The sequence below is a fragment of the Acinetobacter sp. ANC 5378 genome (assembly GCF_013004315.1).
In the GTDB taxonomy this organism is placed as follows: Bacteria; Pseudomonadota; Gammaproteobacteria; order Pseudomonadales; family Moraxellaceae; genus Acinetobacter.
Map to the genome: position 1 here is coordinate 38,707 of NZ_JABERK010000062.1, position 16,119 is coordinate 54,825.

The following is a 16,119-nucleotide window of genomic DNA, read 5'->3' on the forward strand; positions in this document are numbered from 1 at the left end:
TTACAAGGATAAAAACTTAAAGATTGATATGTTTTAAGAATGAGTCTTCAATCAGTTTTAGATCATGATCTGTGAAGCCTAAAAGTTCACGTTTTGGATAGACCACACTCGGTGCGCCACGTTCCGCACGATCTTTTAAACCTTCCTGATGTACTTGGGCAATACGTGCAACACGACCCACAAAGCCAATCGCAATGGCATCAGCGGTGCTGAGCAATTTTAAATGAGCAGTATTTTTTAATTTGGTGAACATTTTGCGCTTAATTTTGCCTTTTTGTTCACGTAGGCGTTTGCGCCTTGGGGTGTATGTTGAACCATCAGGATTTTGTTGTGTAGAAATACGTTTGCCCTGATTTTTTCTTAAATCACGACCGATCTGTTTTGAAAGCTTGGCACGTTCACCCACTGACAACCGTTCCAAATACGGCTGTAAGTAGGTGGCAAGTTCTTCAACATTGTTCGTCATGGGTTTCGACCTGTCGGTGGCATATCTAATGACCAACCTTGTTTTTCAGCAGTGGTCCATGAAGCAACGACTTCACCCGATGGATCGATGACTTCAAAATCAGTGGCAGGTTCAAATTCTGTGTACTTCGGTTCTTCAGGATGACTGAGTTCTAATTTACCGTCTGACAACTTTTTCACGACGACACGTTCAGTTAGTGGAATTTGAAAGTTAATGTCATATTTACTGTTATCAATCAGTTCAGCTTCAAAGCTGATGGCTTGTTTGCCTTTCTCATGGTTGGCCATCAATTCAGGCTGATTTTCTGCAATCCACGTGAACAGCACCACACCAATAACATCGACATCACCGGCATAGTCAGTAATGACCAGATCCAATGTGTATGACATTTCAAAACTAAAACCACTGACCATGGTACTGCGAAGCGAACCATTATTAGTAAAGATCAATAAGCGATCCTGATCAGGACTCAGATCAGGAATCGCTTTGAGTAAATATTCTCTTAATTGATTGGGCTTTTTCATGCAGCTTTTGCACTCTTATAGTTTGGATCGAGGCGGTTCATCACACGTAAAAACTTAGTGTCATAGCCCAGTTTTTTATAGTTTTTGCCGTTATACAGTGAAAAAACCACGTGCCAATTTTCTTGACGTAACCCATCGATGAGCATCCACTTTTTGTCATCCACTTCACCAGACTTGGTTTCACAGTAGCGAAGGAATGCTTCAAACTGAAGGCTTTCACTTTGTTCATGCTGCGCTACAAATTCCTGAACAGATGCATAACCTAGTGCTTTCCAATTTTCACCCATGAGCTGGAAACGTCCCCAAGATGCCGACTGTAATGCACATGATTCATCAAGCTGTTTGGCTTGACTTAAACGTGTGTACTCAGCAGATCCACCGTGATAACCACCTGTTTTGGTATTCACAATATTCGGGTGTTTAGCCATGAGTGCATTGGCTTTGGTTTTGCCGAATTTCTGATTCAAATAGAAATACATGCGATGACGTTCAAATAGAATTTTAGGCTTACCATTTGGCAAGTAACCTTCACCCAGCGTTTCAACTTCAGCAATTGCCTTAATGACAATTACTGGAACACCTAGTCGTTTGGCACCGGCAATTAAGTCGCTTTCTTTTAAAAGCTTACTGGTGCATTCACCACGTAGGGCTTTTAGTGTGTAGTCACCGACCAATCCATCAACTTTAAGATTCTGCTTTTTCTGGAATTGAATCACTGCATATTCAGTATTTTCACCAAAATCGCCATCAATGCTGATTGGTTTTTTATTGCGTCCAGTAATGCCATTTTTAATCAGCAGTTTTTGCAATTCAGTGACGGCTGAACCTTTTGAACCTAATTTTAAAATGCTCATGGTGTGCTCCTTAGCATTGAAACGACATTGCCTTTACTTCGAAAAATAAAGACCACTAAGAACACCGCGAGAATGGCATCCCAAATCGTGACCGGATCTTTAATGAAAATGATATGAATACTTTGTGCAAGGAATGCACCGATCAGAACAACTGCAAATAGTCGAAACGAACATTTTTGCAGGTGCAAACGATCAAAACATAAAATACGGAATGCACATGCCACATAGCACAGCACGGCAACGATGGAAAAAATTGTTTGTGCCAATGGCGACAACATGAGTTGCATCATTTTTTATTCTCCTTTCCAAAAGTGTTGGACAGGGCAGAAAAGAACCTTGAAGTGGTGTTGAAGATCTCAGTCAATGTCGACTTGTTCACCCATTTCATGACCTTCACCAAAACAGGCAAGGCAAACATGCTGGTAAAGCAAGCAATGACCGTGTGGCTGTTCACACCAGTTCGGTTTGAAATTTCAGGGGCTAAGGCATAGCCCAAAGCGACGGACAACATGAGTGAAAAAATACGTTTTCCATAGCTCAGTGACACCTGGGTGTATGCCAAAAATGCTGCACCAATTACTGCACCAAACAGTGCATCACCATTCACAAATGGAAGGAGTGATACCAAGCCGGCAGAAGCGGTAATTGCGACAGTCGTTGATGTGGTTGGCTCAGCCATATTTTTTGTTCTCAGTCCCAAAGCTGAATGCTTTGCGTTTTATTTTGTTGTGTTTGAAGTTCTGGTAACTGAACCTTTGTCCCCATCGGGAGGAATGGACCAAATTCAGACAAGTGTGGATTGGCTTCAAGTACTGCTTCGACCACACCAGATGAGCGTCCATAGTTGCGCCAACAAATTGCGTCAACCGTGTCATTCTGAATGGCATAAACAGTTTTCATTTAAACCACTTTCCCCAGAAGCTAGTTCTGTTTTTTGAGCGTGTATCAATTTTGATTGGTCCAGGCACAGGAACAAATTCAGGTTTTTTGAGGCATGAACAAGGCTGATAGCCATTTCCATTGCGTCCATCAAAACCTTTGAAACATGAATTACATTTCTGAGTCATACCAGCTCCACATTCAAACGACGAATTTTTTTTAAATCACGAATGGCAAAGCGCAGATCTCGACGGTAATCATCAATCGTTGGTGTCAGATCATCTGCTTTTTGGCCACCATTGTTGTTGGTGTCATAAGCACGATACTTTTCAGTCAGTTCAGCACCAACCGCTGCTGCAACGGCACGGAAATACAAAACTTCAGTGATGGGCTTTTCCACCCCTTTGGTGGTGATGGTTTTTGGACTGATTTCAGCAAGTGATACTGCTTTTGATGTCAGGGACTCGAGCTGGTCATTGACTTCAATGATGGCTGATTCAATTGCAGGAATTAAACGCTGATCAGTGACACTTCCATCAAAGCGCAATGCTTCACGAATGGCTTTGCTCGATATGCCAGGGAAAAATGAATCACTGGTGATGACAACTTCTTCATTGTTGCGGTTGCCGTTTGCAATTAGTCCGGTCATTGTCATTCTCAAATAGTTGAGGGGTGGAGAATTGAGTTTGTAATTACGCATAAAAATGTCATTACAGCGTCAATTCTGCCCCTCGGTTGGCGCGGGGCACTCGTTACGTCGGATGAAACATCAAGTTGCCTTGATCATCGACGACCTGTGAACCATCAGCATTTAGCATTGGTTCAGGTGAATTTTTTTTCAGATCTTTCAGAATTTTTTCAACTTTCTGAAATTCTTGTTTGCAGCCACAATTTTCATGTTTTTCTAAAGCAGCTTTGAAATATGCAGATGACAAATAAACATCTTCTCGCTTAAAGCATTCTCGACCAAGTGCGACATAAAGTTTTGCACGTACTTCGTCAGGCATATCTTCTTTTTTAGTCAATTGATCTGCTTTAAATAGAACATCAAGGTCAAATGATTTATCTGCCTTGTGTGCAACACGTGCTGCATTGCCAATTTCTTCAACAACGACAGTGGCAGTATTGCGACTAAATGAATCAGGCATTTTTAAGTTTTGCTCTAAAGCATATTCAGCAAGGCTTAAACCTTGATTGAATAGACCACAGTCAAAGCACCACAGCATGATGGTGGTAATGACTTCATCCTGTTCAACTTTTGCGCCTGACTGAACAATCCCCAACACATAAGGCATGTGCTTTGGAATCAGTTCTTTTTTCGCTTCAGCACGTTTTTCTTGTGACTGAATTGAACGTAAAACATGGATATCGTTTTTGAGTTCGGTCAGTTGTAATTGGTAGACGCTTGCGTCTTGACGTACACCACCAAATTCATCAGCCTTGGCAGCTTCTTTCGCTGCCAAAGCCTGAAGGCGATGTCGTCGAGCTGGACTCAACATAAATCACCTATTATTCGATTGTGATGCCTTCAACCAATGCCACTTTTTCGTATGCTTCAATCACATACGCTTCATTTGAAGATTGATAATCTTCAATGCGGTTTTTGCTTGGTTTTTCTTGGATGTAACGACGTTTTGCATCTTTTTGATAGTAGATTGACAGGTTGTCAAAAGACGTAATCAAAAGTGCATTGTCAGGGAAATGTGGTACACGTGCTGCAGGTAAGCCACCAATTTGTTTTTGGCTTAATAGCACTTGACCAGCCAATACATTGGTATTGTCAGATGCATCATTCACAATCGGGAAGTTTTTGTCTGCCAACAGTGAACGACCACAGATCACGTACAGATCCGTATCATCTTGATGGACTTCATCAATTAATTCATTGACTGCATCAACCACCAAGGCATCTAAGTTTTTGTATGTACCAGCTGCACCAACTGTCACTGTCGACATTACACGATCAGGCGCATTAGTACGGATTTTTTGCAGCCAACCAATGTTCACGTCTTGAAGTTTTATATTCACAGTACGATCAGTTGTTGCTGCTGCAGAGGTTCCGTTAAAACCGATCATGATACGATCCAATGCAATTGCTTTAGCAACGGCATTTGTCCAACGTTGGTGAAAGTCTGCGAAAACTGACCAAGCATCAAGTTTTGCATATGGAATCGCCACATCAAAATCAGTCTGCTTACATTCGTATTTGTCTGCACCAAGACCAGTTGGATCTGTTGGCGTACGTTCACCATTACCTGATGTATCTGTACGACCTGCAATCGTTTTATTCACAGATAAGCCAATCGCTTCACCAGTTTGAGTATCGACAGGCATGACATTAATTTTTTGAAGAAATTCACTTGACGCCTGAATTTTTTCTTCCATTTTTTGAGCTGGGGCAGGTGCTACTGTGAATTGCACCTGTGCCGATTCAACACCGTTGAGTTCAGCAACTTTTGCCAAACTGTGATTGAATTTTTTACGTGTATCGTTACGCATTTTTTTCTCGCTTATAAGCAATATTTATAGACTGCTGACAGTGATTAAACTATTAGCACTCGATTTGTTCAGAGAAGTTGCCAGTGTTTTCAGGGGCAGGTGGTGTGCCTGGATTTTCTTCGCCTTCTAATTTGGCTTTAAGATCAGTGAAGTCTTGTTCCAATTTAGAATGCTTGGTTTTAAGTTCCGAAAACTCAGTTTCTACCTTTTGCAACTTGGTCTGAGTGTCGTTAAAGGTTTTTGCAACTTCTACAAGACACTGATTAATTTCCGTGAATTTGCCGTTATCTTTATTGTCTTTTTCTTCTAGTTTTGGCTTCAGCAAATCCATGAACTTTTTGAAGATGCCTGATGATTCAGATTCTTCGAATTCGATTGATGCTTCTTCAGCTGCAGTAAACAAATTTGCTGCATCTTGTTTACGACCTGCGAATGGGTTTTCTTCATTCTGTTTTGCTGCAAACTCCATGAGTTGCGTACCTAATGAAGCAGGGGTGTCAGTGAATGCAAGACCCACTAAATATGCTTTACCGGTATCAGCAAAATTTGGATTGACTTCGATGGATGTAAATAGCTTTTGGCCACGTTGGTGCAATTCAATCAATTGATCAAACGCATCAACTTGAGCAAATAATGCAAGTTTCTTAGTACCGTTGATTTCTACTTCTTCAGCTTTTAAAGCTGTAACCTTTGCATACGTGCCAAATTCAGAACTTGGTGAAAAACCGCGGTAATGCTCAAGATTGCCTAAGGCTGTGTATGTATTTGGATCGTAGCTGTCAGCCATTTGTTGAATCCATGTTGCTTCAATCACGCGACCATCAGTCGTGGATCCAGCAACTGCAACACGGAAAAATTTGGATTTCTTCATTTCTGAATCCTGTGTCTATGTCGATAGATAAAATCTATTTAAAGTAGTTAGCAGAATCGGAAGAACGGCATAAACATTCAATCCAAAGGGCTTGTATTAAGTGGGTTTTACAAAGTAGCCACAATGAATAAATGTTATAGCGTTGGCTTAATGAGCCAATGGATAAAGCACTTGATACACCGAAAAATCTAAACTTCGACAAACGCCTTCTAGCAAAATTTTTGTACTGGATGGGGTGGCGAATCAGCTCGATTGCAGATTACATCGACGAGCCTGATAAAAATGTTCACGCTTGGAAAACACGCGATGAATGGGACAAAGATGCACCTGCAGGTCGAGTCGGTGAAGCTTTAACCGCTCAACTGATCAAACTGATTATTCTTGAGAAAAAAACACCTGGTGATTTCAAGGAAATTGATTTGCTCATGCGCCAATTGGAGCGCATGGCACGCATTGAAAAATATTCTGACGGTGGCAACGAAACCGATCTGAATCCAAAACTTAAAAATAGAAATGCTGGACCACGTAAACCTAAACAGCCAAATGCCCTGACTGAAGAACAGGTCGAAAAACTTCTTGAAGACTTCGATCATGGTTTATTTGAGTATCAAAAGGTGTGGTACCGTGCGCGTGAACAGCGAAATCGTGCTTTATTAAAATCACGTCAGATTGGTGCAACATTCTACTTTGCACGTGAAGCATTGATCAAAGCTGTCACCACTGGTCGAAACCAGATTTTCTTGTCTGCATCTAAAGCCCAAGCACATGGCTTTAAAACTTACATCAAAAACTTTGTCATGCAGTCCATTGAAGTGGATCTGCAAGGCGATCCGATTTCAATCACGCTTCCATGTGGTAATACTGTTCAGCTGATTTTTTTAGGTACCAATGCCAAGACAGCACAGTCATACCATGGCGACTTATATTTTGACGAATTCTTTTGGGTGCATGGCTTTGCGACACTGAAAAAAGTGGCATCGGCAATGGCTGCCCAAAAGCAGTACAAAAAAACCTATTTTTCTACACCTTCAAGTAAAACGCATGAAGCGTATGCCTTTTGGACAGGGGACGCTTTCAATAAAGGTCGCAGCAAAGAAAATCGAATTGAGATCAACACCAGTCATGCAAATTTAAGAGATGGTGCTTTATGTGGCGACAAAATGTGGCGACATATTGTCAATATTCAGGATGCTGAACGCCAAGGCTGTGATCTATTCGATATTGATGAACTGATTGCTGAAAACAGTCCTGAAGAATTTGCCAATTTATATATGTGTGAATTCGTTGATGATGGTCATAGTGTATTTCCACTGTCCATCATTCAGCCATGTATGGTCGATTCATGGGAAGTATGGTCCAAAGATTTTAAACCGTTGGCACTTCGTCCATTTGGTAATAAACCGGTATGGATCGGATATGACCCAGCTGAAAGTGGAGATAGTGCAGGGCTTGTCGTCATTGCACCACCTGAACCTGATTATCCAAAATTCCGTTTGCTTGAACATCATCAGTTCAAAGGCATGGACTTTGCCAGCCAAGCGCAATACATCAAGAAATTAACAACCAAATATAACGTCAAATATATCGGCTTAGACAAGTCAGGTATGGGCACTGGTGTTGCTCAATTGGTCCTTGAGTTCTTTCCAAATTTAACGACCTTCAATTACAGCGTCGATGTCAAAACACAATTGGTCATGAAAGCAATGGACGTGATCAATAAAGGACGTTTTGAATTTGATGCCGGATCCACTGACGTTGCTATGTCAATTATGGCTATTCGAAAAACACTGACGGCTTCTCAAAGACAAATGACATTTGAAGCATCACGTGCAGAAAACATCGGTCATGCAGATTTGGCTTTTGCCATTTTCCATGCGTTCGCAAATGAACCTTTAACCCTTGATGACCAAACAAAATCTAAAAAATCCTCTATGGAGATTTACTAATGTCCGACAGCAAAGTGCAGGCATTTACGTTCGGTGATGCAGAACCGGTGATGAATGGCCGTGACTTATCACAGTTCTATGAAACTTGGTTCTGTGGCAATTATTACGAACCACACATCAGTATGAATGCTTTGGCAAAATCTTTTAAGGCAATGCCTTATTTGTCGACTGCAGTTTTTTATAAAAAGAATCAACTGGTGTCGTCATTCACGCCCAATAAATTGATCAGTTCATCTGAGTTTGAACGCATTGCTTTCGACTATTTGGTTTTTGGCAATGGCTATTTACAGCGGATCGATAATCGATTGAATGAGCCACACCACTATGATGGACTCATGGCTAAGTACACCAGACGCATGAAAGATCCAACGGAATTTTTACAGCTACTGAATGGTTTTGAAGAACATATTTTTAAACCTGGTACTGTTTGCCACATTAAAGGCATTGATGTCGATCAAGAAATTTATGGAACGCCTGAATATATTGCTGCACTTCAATCCGTTTGGCTAAATGAATCAGCAACTTTATTTCGTCGCAAGTACTACAACAACGGATCTCATGCCGGCTTCATCTTATACATGACCGATTCAGGTATTGATGATGATGACGTGGAAGGTCTTAAACAAGCCATGAAAGATTCACGTGGTCCAGGTAACTTCCGCAATTTATTCCTTCATGCACCTGGTGGGAAAAAGGATGGCTTACAACTGATTCCGATCAGTGAATTGGCTGCCAAAGATGAATTCTTAAATATTAAAAACGTCACACGTGATGACGTTCTTGCATCCCAACGTACACCACCGCAATTGCTCGGCATCATTCCATCCAATGCCGGTGGCTTCGGATCGATTAGTGAAGCACGCGAAGCCTATTGGTATTCCGAAATTGTTCCACTTCAAAATTTATTCGCCAACACAGTGAACGAATGGGCAGGTGATCAGATCATCCGCTTCAAAGAGTTTCATCAACTTCAATTCAAACAGGAAAAACAATAATGAATATTGCTTTGGCAATTAAAAATTGGAAATTCATCGTGATGGCTGCCTTGGCCATCGCTTTGGCATTTTCAGTCATCATCTGCGCAAGTAAGTCACATCAAATTGATTTACTCGAATCACAAAAAACTTTAGCTGAAACACAACGTGATCTTGCTAGATCTGAATCTGCTACAGCTTCACTTGAAACGGAAAAAGTATGGGCCCATCAATTATTGGAGTCAGAACAAAATGCAAATAAAAACTTACAAGTTGCGTTGGCTGCTGCCAGTGACAGTGCTTTGGCTGTTGACCGGTTGTCAAAGCAGATCAGTAATACAGACAAACGTCTGTCCACAGGTTCCAATCAAGCCCTCATTGAATACGCCAAGACCTGCAATTCCGTACTCGAAACAATGGCAGTCCGTGGTGGAGCAATCTCAAAGTCAGCTGATGAACACGCAATTGATGCAGAACGATTAGACCAGGCATGGCCACAGCAAGTGAAGCCCGATAAGCAAAGCTAATCACAGTATTTTCACTAAAATAAAAGTCCTCCAGGTGTGAGGGCTTTTTTTTGGCCAAAGTTTCTAAAACCACAGAATCCGGTTCAAGCCGGGCGGTTGACCCCCCACCTCACCTGCCCAGTAAATGTGTCGAATATTCAACAGATTTATGACCCTGACCGATGGGTCTCTAAGCCACAGCAGTACTGGTGCATGACACAGCCGAATGCTCAAAATTCAGTTCTACATAATTCAACAGGGATTCTATGAATGCCTACAACTTGCGATTTATCAAAAGTTCCATCAACTCAATCAATAGTGCTTTAAAAAGGTTAGAAACAGTAAAATGAAAGGTTTTTGCTATTTAAGTATCTGATATTTAATAATTAAATTTCTAACCATATAAAGGTTAGAAGTGGTTAGAAAAAAGTTATAAAAGTCAAAATATTTATATAAAACAATAATATAAAAGGTTAGAACTTCTAACCAAAATTAGAGGTTAGAACTAACCATAATCTAACCATTTTCTAACCTTTTTAAAATTGTAATTAATCTTTATAAATCATATATTTGAATGCTGTTTTATAATTTTCTAACTTTTCTAACCTCTTTTTTTTCTCACCTGAAATTTTCAAAATCATCAAAATCACATTAAAAAAGCCTTTTTCAAACGGTGGCCATCAACTCACTGTCATATATCTATAAAACTTTACATATATCGATAGTTTTTATATTATTTGCCTGTACCAGATGAAATTGCGCACATAATGCACTGGGCATAAAAAGAGAAAAGCATTGGTAAGAGAGCAACTTCCTGAAACTCTCAAGTTAGGATCGTACCTAAGAGTGGTTGCCGATAGGCTGATTTGATTCAAGACTGCTGAAAACTCTGGAAAGAATTCAAGAATTGAATGTCTTGGTTTATGACGTGAACGGGTGACCTAGGAATTAGGGAACTGACTACTATGGAATCGTATGTCCTGAACGTGTAGTTGCAGCAATACCGCAGAATAATAAACTATAGAAATCCCACCGTAAGGTGGGTTTTTTATGTCAAAAATAAATTGGTAGCCTCATTCATGAGGGTGCCTATCAATAATAGGACCGATAGTTATTTTGCACCGTATTTGCACCGTGCTTTTTATTATTGAATTAAACCACTGATAATAATAATAAATTTTGAAATGTTGTCTAGTCCATCATCGGGGCAACCGAAATGCGAGGCTGTAAAGATTGGAGAGCAGTCATGGCGTAAACCTGAAATGATGAAAAACCGAAGCGCGGATTATACGGGGTTTGATAAAAAATCGACAGTAGCTTGCGGCGATCATTACCTTTACATAAGGCCAGAAAATCAACTATGCGGTCAGCTTAGAATTTGTATGTAATGTAATTTTTTAGTATTTTGGAGATATGACCACAACAGGGAAAATAATATGTTGGTTCTAGAAGAAATATATAGAAGTAGAAAAAATGAATATTCCACGTCTTTTAATTTACGTATCCAGCGCAGTTTAAGCTGGTTTAAAAAAGCCCTAGTGCTTCATGATGATCTTGATATGCAGTTTATTATGGAGTGGGTGGCATTTAATGCATTGTATGCACGGGAGCAAGCGGCCAATCAGCAACAGCAAACCTTAAGACTGTTTCTGAGTTCGATGTACCATAAAGATGCTGATCAAAAAATATTTCGTATCCTTTGGGAGAAAAAACAGCCAACCATTCGATTACTCTTGAGTAACCCTTATCTGGATCAAAGTTTTTGGGACTGGCGTAATCAGAAAATCAGTGAGGAAACATGGCGCTCAGCCTTTGACACGGAACAACAACAGCTCCAGCAAATCCTGCAAAACCATGATTCAGTCAGTTTATTGGTATCCCTGTTTAGCCGCTTAGCGACCTTGCATCAACAGTTAAGTCAAGGCGGAGCGACCTACAATAGCGCCCTTAACCGGAAACAATTAGCGAATGCCTGTAGTGTTTTATCTGTATTGGTGCCGAGCTTTATCCAAATTTTATTGGAAAATGTCGAAAATATAGAGTTCAGTAAACCCTTTTATCCCGTAGCGCAAATGTCTTAAGGCCAATGATTTGAAATAAGTCCCAAGGTAAAAGGCTGTTTCAATTTCATTTTTTTATGAAACAGATGCTGCACGAGCATGATAACGCATATCGAGTAAAGCAAACAAAGCTGAACAGATCACCAGACTTAGTCCTGTGATACAGGTCATGCTCCATCCCCCATGCTGCCATGAATAAACACCGAGTGCAGAACCACAGGCACCACCAATAAAGTATAGGGTCATATAAAGTGAATTGACTCGTGATTTAGCATCGGGGCGTAAACGAAAAATCACGTTCTGGTTACAGCTATGCGTAATCGCCAAGCCCAGATTAATCAGTCCGTAGCCCAAAATATAACTCAGTAAAGACACCGCACCAAAATAAAGAAATAGCCAGCTACTGATCAGGATAGAACAACCGATCCAGCTCAGTGTTTTGATATGGCCACGATCGGCCCATTTACCAATCAGCTGAGTTGAAAGCGCGCCAAACACCCCCACGAGTGTGACCAGACCGACCATGACATCAGAAAGCTGAAAAGGTTTCTGGGTGAGCAGCAGGGCAATGGTAGAGAACAGCATACTCATGGCGGCAAAGGCGAACGCTCCCGTAAGCGAACGCAACACCAGGCGTGGTTCCTGTTTTAATAAGATCGCCATGGATTTAAAAATTGCCGCATAGCTTATTCTCAGACGTGGCAGACTCGGCAATTTACCTCTTAAATAGAAACTTAAGCCCAGCATGGCTATGCCACTGACTACATAGATCATTTTCCAGTGAAACAGGTCGGAAAGTAATCCTGCAATACTGGTTGAAAGCAGAATACCGACCAGTAAACCGCTCATCAGGAAGCCGACCACTTCTCCGGTTTTTTCCGGTTTCACCGCCATGGTGGCCAAGGGAATCAGAATCTGTGCAGCGACAGAAAAAAGCCCCGCAATGATGGTTCCAATCCAGAGCATCGGCAGATTCACAGCACTGGCACAAATAAATAAGCCTACGGCTGCGCCCAGCATGAGAAAGGGAATGAGTTTGCTTTTATTCAGCATGTCGCCCAAAGGCACAATAAACAGTAAACCCAATGCATAGGAGATCTGGGCAAAGGTGACGGTCAGAGCCACTTGTGATTCAGGAACCTGATAGTATTGCTGAATGGATGAAATCAAAGGCTGGCAGTAATAATTTGCCCCCGCGCATAAACCACAAGCAATAGCCATTAACCATAACAAAGATTTATCTTGACTAATGTCGAGAGAAGTGTTCATAAAAGTCCCTTGCTTGATGTTTTACCGGCAATCAGCGGTTGCTTCATTTCAATGAGCAGACCGAGTATAGCAAGACCTGAGACAGGAATTAGCCGACAAAAAAGTAAAGGTGGTTATTTCCCATGCTATTAATTTTCTGAATTAAAAATGAATGCAGTTCGGAAGCTGTGTTTATTTAATTAAAATTTATCAAACGGCCGTATCAACAGTAATTGAATGAATAAGCTTAGTGAGCGAGTTTCTTTTTCGATAAGGTAATCATCATCACCCCCACAATATTCAAGGCACAGCCGAACCATTGAATCGCATTCATTTTTTCACCCAAGAAAAAGGTCGCCAAAATAATGGTCAGAATAGGGCCAATCGATGCAATCATGGCAGATTGCGAAGCACCTAAGCGCTCAATACTTTGCATCAATAATACGGTTGGTAAAACCGTGACCATAAAGCCCAGTCCAATCCCATACCAGATTAAGGAACTGGGTAACTGCGCGAGTAAGCCAATCGGATTCGGGATTGCAATTAAATAATGGGTCAGTGTTCCGATACAGGCAATGCTCAGCGCAAGACCGGTGAAATTCCATGAACCGAATTTCTGAATCAGGCGCGGTGTCAATAACAGATAGCTTGCAAATGCCACAGCACTGGCAAAGACCAAACTCGCACCCAACCAGAAGTTACTTTGATGCGGAACATTACTTTGTTCCTGTAACATCACGATGACCGTACCGCCATAACTGAGCAAAATCGCAAAAAGACTTTTAAAGCTTAATCGTTGTTTATAGATCACACTTGAAGCCAGAACCGTCATCGTCGGATATAAAAATAAAATAATCCGTTCCAATGAGGCACTGATATACATCAATCCCGCGAAATCTAACCAGCTTGCAAGATAATAACCAATCAAGCCTGCAAAGATCAGTAAACCCCAGTCTTGACTGGTAATTTTTTTACTTTGATGTCGACTTAACCAACAAATGAGAAGGAAAAAAGGCAAGGCACTGGCCATTCTTAGCGCCATGAGAATGGTGCCATCGACCAGCGGGGATAGCGCATAGGCTTGTTTAATAAAAATAGCTTTGGTGCTAAATAAAAAAGCGGCACAAACAGCGAACAATGAACCTAATTGTGTTGTTGTTAGACTCAGTTTCATTTTACCTACTTGGGCGTACTTTGAGTATGAACGAGGACGTATAGAAATATGAATTATAAAGTTTTTAGTTGAGGAGGTGAAATGCAAAAATCTGATGCTTAAGATTCCAATTCGGAATGAATCCTTTTTATGGGTTTCATTTATTTCAAGAAAGGGACGCTAAAATAAAGTAAACCTTAATTGGATGAAGAATCTTTTCAAATATCGGATAAAGGAAGTGAATGAGCAGTAGAAAAAAAGATAAAACGCCAAAAATTAATGGTCTTAAGCAGTAAAAATAGCGGTATTGAGGTAAATGCTTGATATTCGCCCTAATTTGGTGCGAAAAACAGTCGATTAGGTAGAAGCACGATCAAATCATCATCAAGCGAAATGGTCAGCAAAAAAAATTAACTATTTTTTTGACCTCATTCGACTTAGGGTGAATGGTGAATAAGACTGGGTGGATAAAAATAACAATTGAAATTAAGAAAGATAGAGATCAGATACGATTTACTTTGCAGCTAATTTTTAGAAATGAGCTTTTAAAAAACAGACTAATTTTCTGCTGAATCCGTCTGCTTATAATGTCACTTTAGTCAATCTCATTAAAATTAGCGATTAAATAGGTTGTTTTAGCCCTAAATTGGGGCATCTTTAAGTTAGCGTTTTATATATGCTAAAAGCTAGAATTGTCAGAATGATCAATTCAAATTTTTTAAATCCTGCTAAAAAATTACCTTCAGCGCTTAAATACAAAAAATTAAAAAGTGTTGCAATGACATTTAAGCGGATAAAAACAATTTTAATTAAAGCGAAACCAATAAATGCTATATCGTATGATTATTTTTATGAATCACCAGTTCAAAATATGGGTATTTATTAAATAAATATTGGGTGGTAATTTACAAAAGTTCAATTAGAATCCAAAAATTCAACAAAAATGCATCTAGGGGGAAACATTGCTAACCGCAATGTTTACTTAAGAAAAATTAGCTTGAGGAAGGCTCATGCAGATCGGAATCCCAACCGAAACTGTTGTCGGTGAAAATCGTGTGGCAGCAACGCCAGAAACAGTAAAGAAGTTGATCAGTGCTGGTCATACAGTGGTCATTGAACGTAGAGCAGGTGTGAAAGCTGCTTATATTGACAGTGCATATGAACAAGTCGGTGCCAAAATTACGGATGATGCCTATACCGGCAGTCAAATTATTTTGAAAGTTCGTGCGCCTAAAGGTGAAGAAATTCAGAAACTTGCTCCAAACACCGCAGTGATTGCGATGTTTGACCCGTACCGCAATACTGAACTTGACCAATTTGCATCCGCGCAGGTGTCTGCATTTGCTTTAGAGCTTTTACCCCGTACGCTTTCCCGCGCACAGAATATGGATGTATTGTCTTCACAAGCCAACTTGGCTGGTTATAAATCGGTGCTTTTGGCTGCGGCAGAATACCAACGCATGTTCCCAATGCTGATGACTGCTGCAGGTACGGTTAAACCTGCCCGTGTAGTCATCATGGGGGTAGGTGTTGCAGGTTTACAAGCAATTGCAACGGCAAAACGTTTAGGTGCTGTAGTTGAAGCAACCGATTTACGTCCAACAGCTCGAGATCAGGTTGAGTCTTTAGGTGGTAAATGGCTAGACGTGCCAATGTCTGATGAAGAAAAGCAGAAAGCTGCCGATGCTGCTAAAAACGGTTATGGATGGATGCCAGGTGAGCAATACATCAAAGACCAGGCAGCGATTGTCGATAAAGCGGTTTCCAATGCAGACATCGTGATTACCACTGCACTGTTACCAGGCCGTGATGCACCACGTTTAATTCGTGCTGAAACGGTTGCCAAAATGAAACCAGGTTCAATCATCCTTGATATGGCGGTTGAATCAGGCGGTAACGTTGAAGGTTCTAAGTGCGGCGAAAATGTCGTGACCGATAATGGCGTGACCATTTTAGGCATTCCAAATATCCCGGCAACAGTAGCGACTGAAGCTTCGGCATTGTATGCACGTAATGTTTTCAATTTCCTGGAAACTCTTTTTGATCAAGACAAGAACTTTGTCATTAATCCAGAAGAAGAAATTCAAAAAGCGCTACTCGTCGCTCATGGCGGCCAAGTGCTGTTAAAGCGTGGTTAAG

18 protein-coding genes are annotated in these 16,119 nt (G+C 40.8%); 6 read left to right on the forward strand and 12 right to left on the reverse strand.

What is annotated here, in order from left to right; all coding sequences use genetic code 11:
- Positions 1 to 16: 16 nt before the first annotated feature.
- The 10 genes from HLH16_RS12935 to HLH16_RS12980 all read right to left on the reverse strand — a co-directional run bounded on the left by HLH16_RS12935 (position 17) and on the right by HLH16_RS12980 (position 6,093).
- Positions 17 to 466 carry a phage virion morphogenesis protein gene (locus HLH16_RS12935; protein ID WP_171529629.1) on the reverse strand — a complete coding sequence of 150 codons (450 nt, stop codon included), beginning with the start codon at positions 464 to 466 and terminating at the stop codon, positions 17 to 19.
- Entirely contained in the window at positions 463 to 990 is a 528-nt protein-coding gene (locus HLH16_RS12940) for a phage tail protein (RefSeq protein WP_171529630.1), read from the reverse strand. The genes HLH16_RS12935 and HLH16_RS12940 overlap by 4 nt, the downstream gene beginning before the upstream one ends.
- Positions 987 to 1,844, reverse strand: a complete 858-nt coding sequence (locus tag HLH16_RS12945) for an N-acetylmuramidase domain-containing protein (RefSeq protein WP_171529631.1) — start codon at positions 1,842 to 1,844, stop codon at positions 987 to 989. Before HLH16_RS12945 ends, HLH16_RS12940 begins: the two co-directional genes overlap by 4 nt.
- Positions 1,841 to 2,134 (reverse strand): phage holin family protein, encoded by a 294-nt coding sequence (locus tag HLH16_RS12950; RefSeq protein ID WP_002060568.1) that lies wholly within the window; start codon positions 2,132 to 2,134, stop codon positions 1,841 to 1,843. Before HLH16_RS12950 ends, HLH16_RS12945 begins: the two co-directional genes overlap by 4 nt.
- Positions 2,131 to 2,523 (reverse strand): putative holin, encoded by a 393-nt coding sequence (locus HLH16_RS12955; RefSeq protein WP_171529632.1) that lies wholly within the window; start codon positions 2,521 to 2,523, stop codon positions 2,131 to 2,133. Before HLH16_RS12955 ends, HLH16_RS12950 begins: the two co-directional genes overlap by 4 nt.
- An 11-nt stretch (positions 2,524 to 2,534) precedes the next feature.
- Positions 2,535 to 2,744 (reverse strand): tail protein X, encoded by a 210-nt coding sequence (locus tag HLH16_RS12960; RefSeq protein ID WP_004670236.1) that lies wholly within the window; start codon positions 2,742 to 2,744, stop codon positions 2,535 to 2,537.
- Positions 2,745 to 2,907: 163 nt separating this feature from the next.
- A complete protein-coding gene (locus HLH16_RS12965; RefSeq protein WP_171529633.1) occupies positions 2,908 to 3,372 on the reverse strand; it encodes a head completion/stabilization protein in 465 nt (154 codons plus the stop codon).
- A gap of 103 nt (positions 3,373 to 3,475) precedes the next feature.
- Complete coding sequence (gene gpM / locus HLH16_RS12970; protein WP_171529634.1) at positions 3,476 to 4,222, reverse strand: phage terminase small subunit; 747 nt, start codon at positions 4,220 to 4,222, stop codon at positions 3,476 to 3,478.
- A gap of 10 nt (positions 4,223 to 4,232) precedes the next feature.
- Positions 4,233 to 5,222, reverse strand: coding sequence for a phage major capsid protein, P2 family (locus HLH16_RS12975; protein ID WP_171529635.1), 990 nt, complete (start codon positions 5,220 to 5,222; stop codon positions 4,233 to 4,235).
- A 52-nt stretch (positions 5,223 to 5,274) separates the two neighbouring features.
- Complete coding sequence (locus HLH16_RS12980) at positions 5,275 to 6,093, reverse strand: GPO family capsid scaffolding protein (RefSeq protein ID WP_171529636.1); 819 nt, start codon at positions 6,091 to 6,093, stop codon at positions 5,275 to 5,277.
- Between the two features lie 158 nt (positions 6,094 to 6,251).
- Here HLH16_RS12980 and HLH16_RS12985 point away from each other — a divergent pair, with 158 nt between their 5' ends.
- From HLH16_RS12985 to HLH16_RS13000, 4 genes are all read left to right on the forward strand, one after another.
- Positions 6,252 to 8,039: a terminase large subunit domain-containing protein gene (locus tag HLH16_RS12985; RefSeq protein WP_171529637.1), complete on the forward strand. Its 1,788-nt coding sequence runs from the start codon at positions 6,252 to 6,254 to the stop codon at positions 8,037 to 8,039.
- Entirely contained in the window at positions 8,039 to 9,034 is a 996-nt protein-coding gene (locus HLH16_RS12990) for a phage portal protein (protein ID WP_171529638.1), read from the forward strand. The genes HLH16_RS12985 and HLH16_RS12990 overlap by 1 nt, the downstream gene beginning before the upstream one ends.
- Positions 9,034 to 9,540 carry a hypothetical protein gene (locus HLH16_RS12995; protein ID WP_171529639.1) on the forward strand — a complete coding sequence of 169 codons (507 nt, stop codon included), beginning with the start codon at positions 9,034 to 9,036 and terminating at the stop codon, positions 9,538 to 9,540. The genes HLH16_RS12990 and HLH16_RS12995 overlap by 1 nt, the downstream gene beginning before the upstream one ends.
- A 1,415-nt stretch (positions 9,541 to 10,955) precedes the next feature.
- On the forward strand, positions 10,956 to 11,600 hold the full coding sequence (locus HLH16_RS13000) for a hypothetical protein (RefSeq protein WP_131288687.1): 645 nt from the start codon (positions 10,956 to 10,958) through the stop codon (positions 11,598 to 11,600).
- 54 nt (positions 11,601 to 11,654) lie between these two features.
- Here the strand turns inward: HLH16_RS13000 and HLH16_RS13005 are convergent, their stop codons facing one another.
- Together HLH16_RS13005 and HLH16_RS13010 are read right to left on the reverse strand one after the other, a co-directional pair.
- Positions 11,655 to 12,848, reverse strand: a complete 1,194-nt coding sequence (locus HLH16_RS13005; protein WP_171529640.1) for an MFS transporter — start codon at positions 12,846 to 12,848, stop codon at positions 11,655 to 11,657.
- A 226-nt stretch (positions 12,849 to 13,074) separates the two neighbouring features.
- Positions 13,075 to 14,001, reverse strand: a complete 927-nt coding sequence (locus HLH16_RS13010; RefSeq protein ID WP_171529641.1) for a DMT family transporter — start codon at positions 13,999 to 14,001, stop codon at positions 13,075 to 13,077.
- A 679-nt stretch (positions 14,002 to 14,680) separates the two neighbouring features.
- Here HLH16_RS13010 and HLH16_RS13015 point away from each other — a divergent pair.
- On the forward strand, positions 14,681 to 14,866 hold the full coding sequence (locus tag HLH16_RS13015; RefSeq protein WP_171529642.1) for a hypothetical protein: 186 nt from the start codon (positions 14,681 to 14,683) through the stop codon (positions 14,864 to 14,866).
- A gap of 124 nt (positions 14,867 to 14,990) precedes the next feature.
- Positions 14,991 to 16,118: a Re/Si-specific NAD(P)(+) transhydrogenase subunit alpha gene (locus HLH16_RS13020; protein ID WP_171529643.1), complete on the forward strand. Its 1,128-nt coding sequence runs from the start codon at positions 14,991 to 14,993 to the stop codon at positions 16,116 to 16,118.
- Position 16,119: the final 1 nt, after the last annotated feature.

Excerpts from the sequence above, each read along its gene's own strand:
- HLH16_RS13020 (WP_171529643.1), top strand. The coding sequence starts at position 14,991 with ATGCAGATCGGAATCCCAACCGAAACTGTTGTCGGTGAAAATCGTGTG.
- HLH16_RS12975 (WP_171529635.1), bottom strand. The coding sequence starts at position 5,222 with ATGCGTAACGATACACGTAAAAAATTCAATCACAGTTTGGCAAAAGTT.
- HLH16_RS13015 (WP_171529642.1), top strand. The coding sequence starts at position 14,681 with ATGATCAATTCAAATTTTTTAAATCCTGCTAAAAAATTACCTTCAGCG.
- HLH16_RS12950 (WP_002060568.1), bottom strand. The coding sequence starts at position 2,134 with ATGATGCAACTCATGTTGTCGCCATTGGCACAAACAATTTTTTCCATC.
- HLH16_RS12985 (WP_171529637.1), top strand. The coding sequence starts at position 6,252 with ATGGATAAAGCACTTGATACACCGAAAAATCTAAACTTCGACAAACGC.
- HLH16_RS12965 (WP_171529633.1), bottom strand. The coding sequence starts at position 3,372 with ATGACCGGACTAATTGCAAACGGCAACCGCAACAATGAAGAAGTTGTC.
- HLH16_RS13000 (WP_131288687.1), top strand. The coding sequence starts at position 10,956 with ATGTTGGTTCTAGAAGAAATATATAGAAGTAGAAAAAATGAATATTCC.
- HLH16_RS13010 (WP_171529641.1), bottom strand. The coding sequence starts at position 14,001 with ATGAAACTGAGTCTAACAACAACACAATTAGGTTCATTGTTCGCTGTT.
- gpM (WP_171529634.1), bottom strand. The coding sequence starts at position 4,222 with ATGTTGAGTCCAGCTCGACGACATCGCCTTCAGGCTTTGGCAGCGAAA.
- HLH16_RS12945 (WP_171529631.1), bottom strand. The coding sequence starts at position 1,844 with ATGAGCATTTTAAAATTAGGTTCAAAAGGTTCAGCCGTCACTGAATTG.
- HLH16_RS12960 (WP_004670236.1), bottom strand. The coding sequence starts at position 2,744 with ATGAAAACTGTTTATGCCATTCAGAATGACACGGTTGACGCAATTTGT.
- HLH16_RS12995 (WP_171529639.1), top strand. The coding sequence starts at position 9,034 with ATGAATATTGCTTTGGCAATTAAAAATTGGAAATTCATCGTGATGGCT.
- HLH16_RS12940 (WP_171529630.1), bottom strand. The coding sequence starts at position 990 with ATGAAAAAGCCCAATCAATTAAGAGAATATTTACTCAAAGCGATTCCT.
- HLH16_RS12980 (WP_171529636.1), bottom strand. The coding sequence starts at position 6,093 with ATGAAGAAATCCAAATTTTTCCGTGTTGCAGTTGCTGGATCCACGACT.
- HLH16_RS13005 (WP_171529640.1), bottom strand. The coding sequence starts at position 12,848 with ATGAACACTTCTCTCGACATTAGTCAAGATAAATCTTTGTTATGGTTA.
- HLH16_RS12990 (WP_171529638.1), top strand. The coding sequence starts at position 8,039 with ATGTCCGACAGCAAAGTGCAGGCATTTACGTTCGGTGATGCAGAACCG.
- HLH16_RS12935 (WP_171529629.1), bottom strand. The coding sequence starts at position 466 with ATGACGAACAATGTTGAAGAACTTGCCACCTACTTACAGCCGTATTTG.
- HLH16_RS12955 (WP_171529632.1), bottom strand. The coding sequence starts at position 2,523 with ATGGCTGAGCCAACCACATCAACGACTGTCGCAATTACCGCTTCTGCC.